Annotated in this window: 12 protein-coding genes; all 12 read right to left on the reverse strand. The window is 27.4% G+C overall.

What is annotated here, in order from left to right:
- Positions 1 to 116: 116 nt before the first annotated feature.
- Complete coding sequence (locus BR82_RS0108960; protein ID WP_027089917.1) at positions 117 to 743, reverse strand: tyrosine-type recombinase/integrase; 627 nt, start codon at positions 741 to 743, stop codon at positions 117 to 119.
- A complete protein-coding gene (locus BR82_RS16385) occupies positions 736 to 1,722 on the reverse strand; it encodes a tyrosine-type recombinase/integrase (RefSeq protein WP_051592803.1) in 987 nt (328 codons plus the stop codon). Before BR82_RS16385 ends, BR82_RS0108960 begins: the two co-directional genes overlap by 8 nt.
- A gap of 698 nt (positions 1,723 to 2,420) precedes the next feature.
- On the reverse strand, positions 2,421 to 3,503 hold the full coding sequence (locus BR82_RS0108970) for a hypothetical protein (protein ID WP_034864583.1): 1,083 nt from the start codon (positions 3,501 to 3,503) through the stop codon (positions 2,421 to 2,423).
- Positions 3,504 to 3,533: 30 nt separating this feature from the next.
- Positions 3,534 to 4,967 carry a DUF5677 domain-containing protein gene (locus BR82_RS0108975; RefSeq protein WP_027089919.1) on the reverse strand — a complete coding sequence of 478 codons (1,434 nt, stop codon included), beginning with the start codon at positions 4,965 to 4,967 and terminating at the stop codon, positions 3,534 to 3,536.
- 773 nt (positions 4,968 to 5,740) lie between these two features.
- Complete coding sequence (locus BR82_RS0108980) at positions 5,741 to 6,499, reverse strand: hypothetical protein (protein ID WP_027089920.1); 759 nt, start codon at positions 6,497 to 6,499, stop codon at positions 5,741 to 5,743.
- A gap of 278 nt (positions 6,500 to 6,777) precedes the next feature.
- Positions 6,778 to 7,959, reverse strand: coding sequence for an AAA family ATPase (locus BR82_RS15560; protein ID WP_051592804.1), 1,182 nt, complete (start codon positions 7,957 to 7,959; stop codon positions 6,778 to 6,780).
- Between the two features lie 13 nt (positions 7,960 to 7,972).
- Positions 7,973 to 8,791: a hypothetical protein gene (locus BR82_RS0108995; RefSeq protein ID WP_027089921.1), complete on the reverse strand. Its 819-nt coding sequence runs from the start codon at positions 8,789 to 8,791 to the stop codon at positions 7,973 to 7,975.
- 320 nt (positions 8,792 to 9,111) lie between these two features.
- Positions 9,112 to 9,453 (reverse strand): restriction endonuclease, encoded by a 342-nt coding sequence (locus BR82_RS15565; RefSeq protein ID WP_051592805.1) that lies wholly within the window; start codon positions 9,451 to 9,453, stop codon positions 9,112 to 9,114.
- 115 nt (positions 9,454 to 9,568) lie between these two features.
- The gene (locus BR82_RS15570) at positions 9,569 to 9,841 is read right to left on the reverse strand and encodes a hypothetical protein (protein WP_034864585.1); all 273 of its coding nucleotides are present in this window, start codon (positions 9,839 to 9,841) and stop codon (positions 9,569 to 9,571) included.
- A gap of 119 nt (positions 9,842 to 9,960) precedes the next feature.
- The gene (locus BR82_RS0109005) at positions 9,961 to 13,977 is read right to left on the reverse strand and encodes an Eco57I restriction-modification methylase domain-containing protein (RefSeq protein ID WP_205618749.1); all 4,017 of its coding nucleotides are present in this window, start codon (positions 13,975 to 13,977) and stop codon (positions 9,961 to 9,963) included.
- On the reverse strand, positions 13,977 to 14,915 hold the full coding sequence (locus BR82_RS0109010; RefSeq protein WP_240474537.1) for a restriction endonuclease subunit M: 939 nt from the start codon (positions 14,913 to 14,915) through the stop codon (positions 13,977 to 13,979). The genes BR82_RS0109005 and BR82_RS0109010 overlap by 1 nt, the downstream gene beginning before the upstream one ends.
- Positions 14,908 to 15,147: a helix-turn-helix domain-containing protein gene (locus tag BR82_RS0109015; protein WP_027089924.1), complete on the reverse strand. Its 240-nt coding sequence runs from the start codon at positions 15,145 to 15,147 to the stop codon at positions 14,908 to 14,910. Before BR82_RS0109015 ends, BR82_RS0109010 begins: the two co-directional genes overlap by 8 nt.
- Positions 15,148 to 15,426 lie beyond the last annotated feature (279 nt).

The raw sequence follows: 15,426 nt of genomic DNA on the forward strand, positions 1-15,426 counted from the left end.
GAATAAATTAATTTGATTGTTTGTGCCATTATATTTTGCTATTTTTTACTAATTAGCTCATATCTTTTACTTCTGTTATCCAATTTAATTTGCCAAAAATTTGTTAAAATAAAATGCTAATCAACACTTATATTGAAACAATCAATATAGGTTTTCAAGCAGTAATTCATTGTATCTGAAAGAACAATCATTCGAGACATATTTCTTTTTGAATTGTATATTTTGATTGAACCTAAATAAAAGTCAATATCTTCACTGGTCAATTTTAATGCTTCGCTTACACGTAAACCACATGAATATAATAATCGAAGTATGATTGAGTAAGTATAATACAGTTTATAATATCTGGTCATTTTAGCTTCATTTACTTTTTTATCACAAGCATCAAATATCATGGTTATTTGTTCTTCAGAAAATAAAACAGGCACATAAGATTTTGAAATCATAAATGTCATATTTTCATATTCAATGGAATCAAATCCAGTAATCTCCATATATTTAGAAAACTGTTTTATTAATGAATAAATTTCTTTTTTTACAGATTGAGATTTGGATGGAATATTATTCATTATGAGATGGAATGTATCCATATCAATCTTTTTTGTTTTTATGTGATTTTGATAGAGTATGTTATCAATAATCAACAATTCATACTCTTCTTTATTGTATTTAAGTCCTTCATTTCTTTTAACTTCTATAAACATTGAAAATTCTTCTTTTAATACACTTTTGAACTTATTCATAAATCGGCACCTCTAAAGATAATTCTTTAAGGAATTTCGTATCTATATCTAAATATTGATTAGTAACTTCAACTGATGTATGACCAAGCATTGTAGAAATAGAATATATTGGTGTATTATTCATTAACATTCTTGTGCTAAATGAGTGTCTTAAAGAATGAAAACCATGTTTCCTATTTGTTATATCTATACCAGACTTTTTCAAATGAGATGAAACAATATGATAATGAAATCGCAGTTCTTCCTTATGACGATATGGTTTTAAAGTTGTTATAAATATATAATCAAGATTACTGTCCTTTGGTCTTACATTTTTTAAATAATCAATCAAAGGATATTTCACCTGATCAATAAGAGGAAGTTCCAATAGCTTTTTTGTTTTGAATTGATTGAAAACAATTCTATCATTTTGAAAATCTATATTAGATAATTTAAGAAACACAGCATCACTAACTCTCAATCCAAGAAAAACAATTAAACTTATTAATAGAAACTGTTCTTTTCCAATTGATGAGTGAGTATCATAACTGTTTAATAATTTTTGAATTTCTTCATCAGTATAAAATGAAATAATTGTATTTCGTTTGTTCCATTTCAAGTAAGGAAAAACCATATCACCAGAAATATTTAGATAGTTTTGTTTATGACACCAATTAAGAAATCTTCGTATATTTGAAATTTGTCGTGTTTTATAGGATGCAGTCCATTTTTTGGATGAAAAGTTATGGGTATAGCTTAAAATACTTTTTATATTTAACTGTTCTATTTTAAAATTCAATGAATCAAAATGAAGCAGTAATAAATAAATACTATACAATAATTGTTCTATTGTGTTGTCCTTATATAAATCTTTTTTTAAGAAAGAAAAATATTTTTCAAATAATTCATTGAAATCATCATTAGTAAATAAAGTTATTTCACCTCCTTTCATAAATGATCTGATAATTGTATAGGTACCTTTTTTAACATATGACTTCATATTCTTACCTCCTTCATAAGTGTTGTACATATATTTTATAAATATATTATGTTAAGAAAATGAAGTAAAAAAAATGAGAAGACCTTATAAAAAAGAGGACTTCTCTATAGTTTCTTAACATAATTATTTTCTAAACATAAGGTAAATTATGTTCATATCAACATAATTTACCGCTTACCCTCATGGTACAATATCTCGTATTTTGCAGTTTTAAAAAAGCAAAGCGGTCTAAATCCTTATGTATCAAAGATTTTAGACCGCTTTGTTATTACTTTTAATTTCGTACTTTTTCTACTATTTACTACACTATTCGAACTCTCTGTATCAAATTTTAATTTGACCGATTTCAAGTTCAATAAAATATTAATAAATAAAAATAAAGTTCAATTTTATTAAATATATACACTTTTGATAAATTTAGTGTATCAAAAGTGTATCAATTTTTCAATAGTTTTATAATATTTAACTAATTTATATCATCATAATACTATTTAATATACATATTAACCCCACTTTAGCTTTAATCACCTAGAAAACAAGGGTCAATAAGAATTGCAATGAAAAATTTTTATCAAATTTATTGTTGATTTCCTTACCAATGTAATATTGACAGAAAAAGTTAAAATTGTTCTCAATATTTCTAGACACATTATATTAAAAGTAATTTGCTACACTAAATTAAATATTTAATTAAAATATTATTTTTTACCAACTTTTTTACAGGTTAGATAAATTTCAGCACACTTTATAATTTCATTTGGAATTGGAAGCTCTCCAACTTCAAATGAATTCTTGATTGCGTTAATTATTTTCCCGTTTCCCAGGTTCTTTTTAACAAATTGATACTCATTATTTGAAAAATCAAATGATTTTTGCAATACATATGCAATATATGCAATTAAATAATTATTTTTTGAAAAATCATTCATAATATTAGAATGAAATATCATAGTAAAATATTGGAATGTAATATCATTTCTAATAAATGGTATCATATGAAAACTCTGCATAATCATAGCAATTGCAATTGCCTGCATGCAAAACTGTGAAACCATCATATAAAATAACTTTGCTTCGCTCATTTTACTTATAAATGGTATTATATCCTCATTTGCTTTTATATATTTATTACATCTATATCTTAGCGGAAGATTTATGTCCGTCAGATCTTCAAATATTAACTGTTTTCTCATGTAGGGTAATAATTTATCTTCAATAGCTTCATACGAATCATTATCTTTATAAAATTCATGAACACTCTTATATTCCACCAAAAACATAGAAAGTACCATTCTTTCAGCAACATCATTCAAAATAGAATGATATTCATCTTGCTCAGTGTTTTTAATAAATTCTATGGGTATAATATAAAAATCATCAGGATATTCTCTAAATAATATAAGCATATCTTTTATAGATTCTTCCAAATATGTATTCATATATTCAAAATTAATTTCCTCTTCATTGCCTCCATAAAAAGCCGCCATTTTTAGTAAGGGATCATTTATTAATCTAATTTTTCCTACTAAAACATATTCAAACTGTCCATTACTTTTAACATCTAATCGTACTGCTCCTGCAAGAAAAGCAACTTCATCTTCTTCTGTAATGTGAGTAATAAAATAATCCACATATTTCTGATTACGATACCAAAATAACTTTATCTCCCCTATTAATTTTTTATAATCGTTAATACCAAAATCTTCTAAATTCATCTCATATTTTTCAAGTATTATTTTATATTCATTCATCATTCGTTTCAGCGGTTTCAACACAATCATTTTGTATCACCCCTCAAAATATTTATTTTACTAGATGTAAAAATCTGGCATCTCTACATACGATGCTATAATATCGAATGTCTTTCGCATTACCATTTCACTATCACTAAGTACACTACGTAAATTTTGCTCTCCATAATAATCTGGAACCACATGATAAGTATGTGCTGGATTATCACAAATTAGCATAGAAGACTCCCTTATTGCTCCCCACATTCCATGCGTGAAATTTGTAGCATATTCATAATATATTTCATATAATTCGTTTTCTCCACATTTTTGAAACTTTGTCCTAATACTGCTTTTATCAAAATAACCAACGCTCATATTTATAAAAGCTTCGTCCATATCCTCATTCACAACTAACTCTAAATATTTTTTATCAAGCTGTGAATCTTCTGAAACAGTATATTTTTGCTCTCTCAACTTTGACATTACCAACTTATACTTTCCATTACCATATGCTTTATATCTTTCATAAATATCTGGTATTTTACTTTCCTGCATTATCATATATTTTAAGTTAATATATGTTTCTAGCATTGTCCTAAATAATATTCTACCTCCAATGTCATTTTGCATTTGTTTTTCTACAATTTCCTGATAAACACGATATATATAACATGTCATTCCCATAATTACAGAATATTTTACATTCATTTTCTTATCTTCATTTGATACAGAAAAATACTCTATTACATTTGTAGCCATTTTATAAAAATCCATTGATTCATTCCTTTCCCATAAAATTTTTAATGGATTACATTCAGATATTTCACCTAGTAATTGCCAAAAGCTCTTCGAAAAACTTTTTTTGCAATCTAATTCACATAATCCCTGAAATGCTGCCCTAATAATAGGTCTATAAGCGCTCATAATTTTATCTTCATGAAAATGTTTATAATATTCATTGAGTGCCTTAGGAAGAAGATCCAACTCACTAGAAATTTGCAATTTCCCATTCAATATATAAAACCACTCAACAATAAAACTTATATCTGTTGTCATTTCATCATGAAATCTGTTGCATTCTTTACAAATAGTTAAAAGCTTCGAAATACTATCATCAATATTCATTGAAAAATTAAAAAAATAGTTATAGAATACTATGTTGATATCTGGTGTGATCACAACCGTTAATGGCGTCAATACATCTTTTTCTACATATTGTGTTACTATTTGCCAAAATAACTCTTGTTTACTTTTTTCAAAAGTAAATATTTGAGACATCTGTGGCATTGCTATTTCAAAATCTTTCAACTGTTTAATTATTTGATATAAGTTTTCAAAACCTTTTTTTCTTCCTTGCTCATGAATAATTAATCCAATCCATAAAAATTCTGGTAACCAACATTTAGCCCAACTAGAAAGGCTCAATAATGCTCCCATTCCTGTTGGATCTGTGAATGGTGTGTAAAAAGTATCGCTATGTTTTACATGCTTTGATAATTTAATTTTGTCCATTTTATATTCCTTTCTGCCTGCGATTACAAAACTTACATAGTAATGAATAAAAGGTTATGAAGACATTTTATTCCATATTCTTACTAAAGGAGACTTATATAACAAATCGCAAAGTGTTAAGCTGTAGATTCCTGCAAATCGTTCAATTCAAAACATTATTCCGATCAATACAAATTTGATCTTTTTGAACACAGATAGATACAGTTAATAGTTTCATATTAATCATTTACTGCTAATCGGTTAATTACTAGCCTTTTTATAGTTTATATAGCTTTTTATTTATGTAAATTGGTTATACTAGAGCTTTTGTTGTTAATTTACATGCATCTTTCATTGCTATTGTTATATGTATCTTTCAATCTATCATATCTAAGTATATAAAAAAAGATTCTCAACTTCATTAATTTTCTTATTTTTTAAATTATATATATTGAGATATAACTACATCTTAAAAAGTATTCGCGTTTTCAAAGAGGTAATTCACTATCTATATAAATTTATCAATATCTATTTTTCTGAGAAAACACTTTCAAAATAATCTAACAATTAGAAAATGCAAAATTCACTTTATTTTTATAGATATCTTTAGTAAATCAGTCACCTCTTTATCAATACAATTTTATTAGAGAAACTCTATGATTGCGAAAATATTTTTACTAAAAATCTCGACAGATGTAAATTTTCTCATGAGAATATTATAAGTATAGTTAGAGATATTGATTTGAATCATTATATGAAATAGAGATTAAAATTATTTCAAAAATATTGATTAGTTATTTTTCTATTTCTTTTCCAAATAATTGTTTATATAAGCTGATATTTTCTTCTATGTTATCAGCGAGAATATCAAAAACATTAGCAGGATAATCACTTGAGAACTTTTCTATTATTAAAATAAGGAGTAGATAATACAATAACAAATACGCAAAATAATCAATTGCAAACGTCCCTAAAGTAGTTTTACTACTTTTTGTAATTGATATGCTAGATCCATGCATAATATCATTTCGAAGTGTATATAAAAATCCTGAAACTAGAATATGCAATTTATCCTCAATAACAATATTATAACTCTTCATGTTAATATGAATAGAACTTTTTTTCAACAAATAACGATATAACAAACTAGCCTTTCTTATTGTTTCACCATAATTTGAATAATCTAATCCATATTTGCTTTCAATAGCATCAACAAAATCTTTTCTTTTTATTGAACCAGTTGATGCTCTACCACTAATATCTGTCGTAACTCTTTGATATGCTTTATTGTCTCCAGTTCTTTCAGTTAATCTAATATACAAATATTGACATGCTTTTACTGGAATAGCGGCAATCAGTTTTTCAAATGATTTCTTTAATATAGAATGAGAATTCAAAATATTTCTCCACTCATTATTACAAATCATTTTATTCTTATCTGTTATTTGACTGATTGAAGGATAAAAGAGTTCAATAAAACAATCATATGCTTTAAAAATAAATTCATAAGAAAAGTTTGGATATTTCTCTATTTGATCAATAGCCTCTATCATAAAAGAAATCGTTTTGTTATAAGAAACATTATTATTTCTTTTTAATGGGAAAGGTACAAAAATTGTACTGTTCTCTCTTTTTATTTTTTTACCAAATCATAATACTTTTTTTCAATATCAAATGGCTCAACATCTGGCCAATTATTTAAATAATTAATTCTTTCCTCTTTAAAATCAATAGTCATTACAAATCTCCTTTGCAATTAAATATATTGAAATGCATAAATTTCAACAGTCTTAAAATTCATCAATTATATATTTTTGTTTTAATAAATATGTTAATTTTGATACTTTCTATATAATACTGGGTATAGCTCAGAGCTAATTCTCTTCATAAGTTCAGAATTGATATCTCTCATATTTTCATATTTCTTATAATTGAAATCAAGAATTCTTGCTTCCGCTTCGCTATCAACGGTAATATTCAATTTATCTCGAATATCCCTTTCTAACTTCTTTAATCTTTTCTGTACATATTCCTCCTTTTCATCTGCATTCAAATTGGAGAAAGAATATTTCAAATTAAATCTGGATAACAGCTCTGGAGCAAAAGATTTTGTTACTTTTTCTTTTGAAACATTTGCTGTAAAAATAATAATGTACTTATTCAGGTCATACTCTCTTCCCAAAGAATCTGTAAACACACCATCTTCCAATAACTGCAAGAAGAAATTCTGCACTGGTTTATTAGATTTTTCAAATTCATCTATCAGAATTACCGTTGATTTACTGTTTGCTAGTTTATCTGATAACTCTCCTTTGCTACTTCCTATATATCCTCTTGGGCTACCAATTAAACTACTTAATGCATTCTGATCACTATAATTCCCAAAGTTAATCTTTATAAAATGTTCTGATGCTGACAAATTTCTATGCATTACTCTTGCAAGCTCTGTCTTTCCAATTCCTGAATTACCCACAATAAAAGTAGAGAAAATTGGTTGATAACCTAATTTATTAAATATACGAAACTTTCTCAACTCTTCTTCCAACATTATTTTAAATTTTTGATGGCCTACCAATTCTTTATTAATTTTAAATAATAAATTCTCGAAATCTATTTCTTCTAAATCAACAACATTTTTATTTATTGGTATATCTAATTTAAAAGTTTCTTCCAAAGATATTATTTTTTCCAATTTATAGAACAATAAATCTTTTATGTTCTGTGAATATTTTCTGTTGATAATAATAAATAATTGAGATTCCATTTGACTCTTTTGAATTTGATTTATTAAGCTCTCAACAATTTTAGTATACAAAAGTGCCCTCTCATCATCAGCATATAAATTAGATACATCTACCATTAAACCTTTAACTGCACCAGGTGTACCTTTTACATCATTACTTATATTATCAGTCAGAGGCATAGCCATAAATCCATATCCTTTTTTTCCAAGTTCTTCAACAATTAAATCTATATTCTGTTTATTATACTCATATACAATAATTTTGCTCAATAGAAACACCCCTTTAGAAGTTAATATCTTGCACTACTGCAATTATATCAATGTAATGAATACTGATCGAATCATCGTCTTCTATATCATCATCACTAGCAATCCCTGCCTCTTGAGCCGACATTGTATCGCCTTCTGATTTTTCTAAGAACCGATTCAATTTTTCATTCAATTCTTTTCTTTTGTAACTCCCACGATAGATACCAACAAGAGTTACCATTCCAATTTCTAAATCCGATATACTATACTGATTTTCCATCTCGTTTTCTGGTTGCATCGGAATTTTGATTATGACACTTTCTTCTTTGTTAAATTTCTTTTTTGGTAAAGTTCCTTCCAAAATATAAGCAGAATCCTTAAAAATCGCTTCTAGAAGATTTGGAAAATTAATATTTCCAATACCTTCAACTGCAATTTCCTTAATTGCTCCACTTAGAAGTGTTTTGACTCCCAAAATATCATTTTCATTTTTCACTTTTAAAGTTACATTTCTAATTTTTATTAAATGACCTATCGTTTTATCTTGTAACTTATTTACTTCTTTTGCTTTACTATAAATTCTATCCAAGATAGTAGATTTTGTTGTGATAACTTTTACTGTATCAATGACTTTGCTTGATTTTGTTCCATTTAGAACCCCATCAACATCTAATTTTGGCATATACTTTCCAATAAAAGGAACTTTATCCAATGAAGTGACATCAGCTTTTCCATTTATATGTCCCTCAATGGAGGTATCTTTTTCTTTTGTCTTACTCTCAAGAACTTTATTATCAATCAACATTGCTATTTCATATGCTTTGGCATAATTTATGTAATAAATATTAAACATATTTTCGGTCTCGCTTCCTTTCAATTCGTTTACTATCTTTTTTCATAACTTTTATGTATATTTTTCTCTAATTTATATCATATATTTTCATTTTTCTACAAACGATTATTTTTTACTCAATTTGTACTCGTTATTAGTACTTTTTGATTAATATTTGATAGAACTAACAGATTAAATTTTTTTAACTCATAGATCATTATATGTTTCTAACTTTTTTCTTAAAAAATGCAAATTATTATTCATTATAAAAATCTTCCAATACATATGTTGTTACTGGAGTTATGCATAGTTTATATCTAATCACCAATTCAACTAAGTCATTACTTATCTATCAATATTATCGAAAAAACCTCTCTTAAAACAATTTTTGCACTATTAGTGAAACAACTATTAATAATAAATACACCATAATCAGCTTGAAACTTGTACATAGCACTTAAGAATTGATTAATATCTGGTTCAGTAACTGGTCCAGTATTGTATCTCTTACATTGGATAATAACTCTTATTGTTCTATAATCATCCAATTCTTTATTATATCCATAGTCATCAATACCACCATCATTGCTTATTTGAACACCTTTATTAGTAAACTCAACTCCCATTTTGGTTAATAGAAACCAAGAGAAAGCTTCAAACTTCTTTAGTGCTATGTTAGCCATAGTATTTAAAAGTTTTCTTTATATTTATTTAGGATTTAGTTTTAGACTTTGATTTATCAACGTTTGAATCTACTCTATTTCATTCTGATTATTTTAGTCTTTATTATTTTTTGACTTAATTCATTCCAAAACTTCTTGATAAAATCATAATATTTTTATCAACATTTAAATTTTCAACATCTATATTTAAACCTTTATCAATTAAAATAGTTGTAAGATTACCTTCAATATATTTAAGATATTTTAAAAATAATAAATTCTTAATTACAAAGTTAAATTTAAAATTAAACTCTTTATAGTTATTTCCAGTAGACTTAAATGTTTTAACAACTTCAACAAACTCTGCAATACGGTTATCTAAATCCGATATTCTATTTTTTGACCTCAATTTTTTATAATTTACCTCCGACTTGTTGTAAAACATAAGAATTGATTTTATTAAATAAGCTATCTTACCATCAGATAAAGAGTTATTTAATATTATAGTCATAATAATATTCATATTTTCTAATCTACTGATTTTATTTTTTCTTCTATAAAGCTAATTTCATCTTCCGATAAATTATATTTTTTAAACAACTGCTCATCTATATTTGAAATTGGTTTATCCCAATCAATATCAGAATTATCAGTAAAATTTTGCATTGGTACAAAACGAAACTTTTCTCGAGTAACATCTTGAGATACCACACACTGCAATAATAAAAATCTTGAAAATTTTGTGAAGATATATTTTTTAAAATTTTCTATTTCTTTAACATTATTAGCTGAATATAAAACCAAAAAAGATTCTGTACAGCACTCGTTTGGTTTGGATATAATAGTATTCCCCGAATAATAAAACCCAAGAGGCTTTGTAAAATCGGTTTGTCCTGCAATTGGCGCTTTTGGAGCTAAAAATTTCCATTTATCTAAATACCCATTCGAATTATCAATATCTTCAGGCAAAGCAAATCGTAGTCCTATTTTCTGTATAAACCAACATGGAATTCCATTCTCTTGTGGATGATAGTTTGTAGGTAATCCAAATGGTTTTCTGGCTGATACAACCGAATCCAAATATATATCATTATGAATAAATTTAACTTTATTAATAACAGATACGCCTTTGTTATATCGAACAATAACATTATACTCATTTAATTTTCGAATCATAGCATCTCTTTTACCGTTAAAACAATTAATCACTTTGCAATTATCTGCTCTAATCTTATTACGTAGAAAGTAACATATTCCTCCAGCCACATCTACTGTAGGAAATATATCACGACCGTTTGGATAATCCGTTAGTAAGGTAATATGTTCATCATTTAACATATTTTTTCTGAATTCATCAAGTCCTTTACCTCCAGAATACCATCTTGCTGGTATTATCATTGATAAATAAGATGGATTTAATTGTTTGGATATATCTACAAAGTGGTTATAAACAGGTCTTGCACTCGCTCCATTACCACCATCCATAATCTGATATGGTGGATTACCAACAATAGCATCAAATTTCATCTTACCAACTTCACCTTTCTTCCAATAGCTTGGTTTCAATACTCGTTCAACAAACTGCTGTGACTTATGCTCCATTTGATTGATTAAGTCATCAAAATAATGTGCATTAATTTTTATATTTGAATATCCTGCTAATGTTCTTTGAGTTATTTGTTTTGCCATCGGTGTTTTGCAAATCACAAAGACATTATTTTGGATTGTGTCATTCCATATTATTCTTTTAAGTTCTAATGTTAATTTATCATCATTATAATCTTCGCATTTAGCTCTATAAATGCTATAAGTTACGTACAATGGATATAATCCTGTTTTAGAATTAATTTCTAATATTTTTGATGAGGTATTGTTGAAAGTTTCTGCTGTTACCTTACCCCTATTTACAAATCTAGGTTCATCCATTTCATATTCATGTTTTTTATCCCAAAAATCATAACCACCTAAACAGTCAGACATATGCATATTAACAACACGCCATGGCGTTAAAACTGTTTCTTTATCAGGATTCTTAAAATTTGAGAATAAAGAAGTAATCTTTTTGACACGCTCTGTTGGTTCAAGTGTATCGGCTTCACGTGCAATATTTCTTATTCTTCTACCAGCCGCAATAAATACATCCTCATCATAATATTTCTTAAACTCTTGGAAAACTTCTTTTGTGACACCTGTTGGCATGAATTCATTCCATGAAGAATCATCTACTTTTTTAATAAATTTTTCTAAAGTAATTTCCTCATCATATGGTACATCTGCACCATAAATGAGTAATGGCATACGAATAGATATACCTCTTAATATAGATATAGCATCGTTACGCACTTTCTTTTTCTTCTTTAATTCTTCTAAGAATGCCTTTTCTTCTTCAGTTAATTCCTTTTTAGGTTTTTTCTTTAATCTTTCTTGTTCTTCATATTCTTTGTTAGTTAAACCTTGATCATTTACAGTAATATCATTTTGTTTATTAGCTGCTTTTGATTTACCAATAATTCCTTTCAACTCATCAAATTTCTTAATATCAAGTTCATCTAATTTCAATAATTCATCATTATATAAATTACTATCATCAAAGCCATTACGGACTACCTTATCAGCATACGCTTTTTTTAACTGCTGTAATAATCTATCTGCTTGGTATTCTTTCATTTGTGAACCGGAAATTGAAATGACAGGACAATAGTTTAAGAATTTTCCTAATATTTGTTTATCACCATCAGTAGTCTTGCCTGCTTTTGAAGATACAGATACAGCCTGTGATATCATTTTTAATGTTCGATCTGGTGCAAAGTCAAAAACATATGCAGTTTCTTTAATCATACCATTTTTATTACATGGAGACTGTACTCTAAATATTGTTTGTAAATAGTTTGCAGCCGAAGTAGAATATGAACCTGCAAGCATGAACACAGCTGTCCATTCTTTAATCGTTACACCTGTTGTCAACTTTCCACATGATAAAGTAATTGTATATGTATCTATTTTTTCCGCTTCACTAATAGCATTTTTTACACTGTTTAGTGCATTAGTTGATTCTTCATCATCACTTCCAGCTACATTTATAATATTAAACTGTCCATTACCAAACACCGGATGTTTCGTCATCAAATTTTTTAATGCCCTTGCTTCACGAACTCCTGGCACCATCCAAAGAGAATGCTTAAATAATTGACGATACTCGTCTTTCGAATAGGGATAACTATTCTTGTTATCAAGTTTTGTCATTAAATTTAAAAATGACCAAATATCTTTTTCATGAACAAAATCACCTATTTTAGCAGTTACAGGCATTTGTGCATAATCAACCTTAAAATCTCCCGTCCAAGTCCTAAAAAATTCATGAAAATTAAAAGCCTTATCTTCATAGGTAATATAATTGCTATTATGTAGCAAATCACCAAGATCATAAGTATAGATACGTAATTCAGGTAATTCTTCATATGGATTAGAATCTCCAAAATGTAATTTATCCCATTCTGATTTACATTCCTGTTCCATTATATAATCCCATGTATATATAGATTCTTCATCATACTCATCTAAAATATTGAAAGGCGTTCCTGATAAAGCTAATAACTTCGTTTTTTTAAGTCCCTCTTTGACAATAGCTTTAATAGTTTCATCACCCAAAGTCGTTTTAGTTCCTTCATGAGCTTCGTCTACAATAACACAATCCCATATTGTATTGAATATCTCATCATTCTTTCCAAACTTTCCACCAACAGCTTCTGACCCTCTAAGATCTTGAATTGAAGCAAAATAAACAAATCCTTTACCTTTATTATTTAAAGTATCCACATCATATCCGTTTGACTTTGAACCATACAAATAATCTGTATCATAAAAAATCTTTGTAAAATCCTCATACCACCCATTATTAACAACAGGTCTATGAGTAAGAATAATTGTCTTTTTAAATCCACATCGTTTAATCACTTCTAATGCACTTAATGTTTTTCCGAATCTCATTTTTGCATTCCAAAGCATTCGATTATGCTTTTTAAATTGTTTAACTGTTCTTTCAATTGCATCTTTTTGTTCTGGTCTAAAAATGATAGGAGTATATTTGCTTGTTTTAGAATTGCTTAAATTTGCATAATCTTTTTTAACAGCTCGAATAGCTTCTAATACAGTAGATTTATCAATACTAAACCATTCACGCCCCATGCTACCTTCAATCCTTACTTTATGAATATTTGAATTTTCTAAAACACGATGTACTTCATAATCTCTAAATGCTTTTAATTGAATACTTCCATCTTCTGTATGTTCTTCTTTAATAGCTAATTCTGTATGTAATAATACAGGAATTACTCCTGCAGTGTTTGTATAACTCTTAATTCTCTTTAAAGCGGCTTGATTCAACTCTCTGCAATTAGGCGAGAGTTTATCAATCGAGGAGTCAGTATAGACAGTCGCATCTCCAATTTTTATTAATCCGTTATGCATTTCATCATTAACTGTAAAAGCATAAATAACCTTGTAATTAAAGGCATTTTTAAACTGTATATTATCTTTACCATCCATTACTTATCACCTCCATTCATCATACTTCTAAATTCTAAACTTGTATTTGCTCTCCAATCATATATTTTGCAAGGTATCGGTTCTTTTTCAGAAATTTCATCATTGTCAAAAAAATCGAAAATAGATAATTGTGTATTCACTCTATCTCGCTCACTATAAGGTGCATTCATAGTAATGCCATCCATTTGCCACAAATTCCACGATATAATTTTTGCAATAGTTAAAAGTTGATCCTCACTAGGTTTATGAGAAAACTTATACTCCATATTTTCAATAAAAGTATAAAGTAAATTTTCTCTTGCTATTAAGAGACTGTCACCTTGATACTCATAACCATATATACTCTCATAAGCTCTTTTAACCCACTCAAACCAATCACTTTCACTTACAGTATTTTCATTCACTATTCGTAGTTTTCTATCCAATAAACCAATTCTATCCTCTAGAGGTATTTCTAATCCAGAAACTGTATCATATCTACTCACTAAATAAGGTGCTTCTCCACAACTTATTTCTAATCTTTTTGCATCAACATATTTTCTCCAACTCTTATTTTGCGGAAAAACAATATTTTTTTTATTTGTAATCCATGACTGATTAATAATTTGATTAAATACATCTTTTCGACCAAACCATGCCTCATCTATTAAATTATTTTGTTCATTACATACCCATGAAGGTGTAAAAACTTCTGCTTTCTCCTTTGTCCTTTTTGACTGTTCTCTTAAAGTTTTAGCAACTCTCGGTGAAATAATATGAGCATTTTTTCCTGTAACAAGTTCTTTAGTAATAGGCTCTTGGGGATAATATGCATTGCCAAACATAACATAATGATCTGTTGCCCAACAAATATTTTTTCTTGTTGTTCTATCTTTTAATAACATATTAAAAAGTTTTTCAGACATATTCATTAATTCATCTTCAACAATATCAATCACAAATATTTTCACCGCCTTCATTTTTTAAATCATCTTCAACATATTCAATTATGTCTCCAAAATCGCATTGCATACAATGACATATTCTTTCCAAGATAATCAATGAGACTTCTTGATTTTTCCTTATCCTTGTCATTGTATTTGGTGCAATATCAGTTGCTTTTCTAAGATTTGTAGCAGTCATCCCTTTATCAATTAATAATTTCCATAGTTTATTGTATGAAACAGCCATATTTACCTCCATATCTCTACTTATTATACTTTTTTTCTACTTAATCAGCAATAAAAAATCGCAACTAATTGCGAATGATATATTGATTTATTTCAAATATAAAAAATAATTTCTAGCAAATTCATAATCTACCTTTATTAATTAACTAATTTGTTAAAACACGTTCATCTTTTCCTATAAAAAAAGTGGGTGTCTTACCCACTAATAGATGGACCCGGGTCTTGCGACCAGCCCAACGAATAGATTTTTTCTACAAATAAAGTATATCACAACTATCAA

The organism is Thomasclavelia saccharogumia DSM 17460 (assembly GCF_000686665.1).
GTDB classification, from domain to species: Bacteria; Bacillota_I; Bacilli_A; order Erysipelotrichales; family Coprobacillaceae; genus Thomasclavelia; species Thomasclavelia saccharogumia.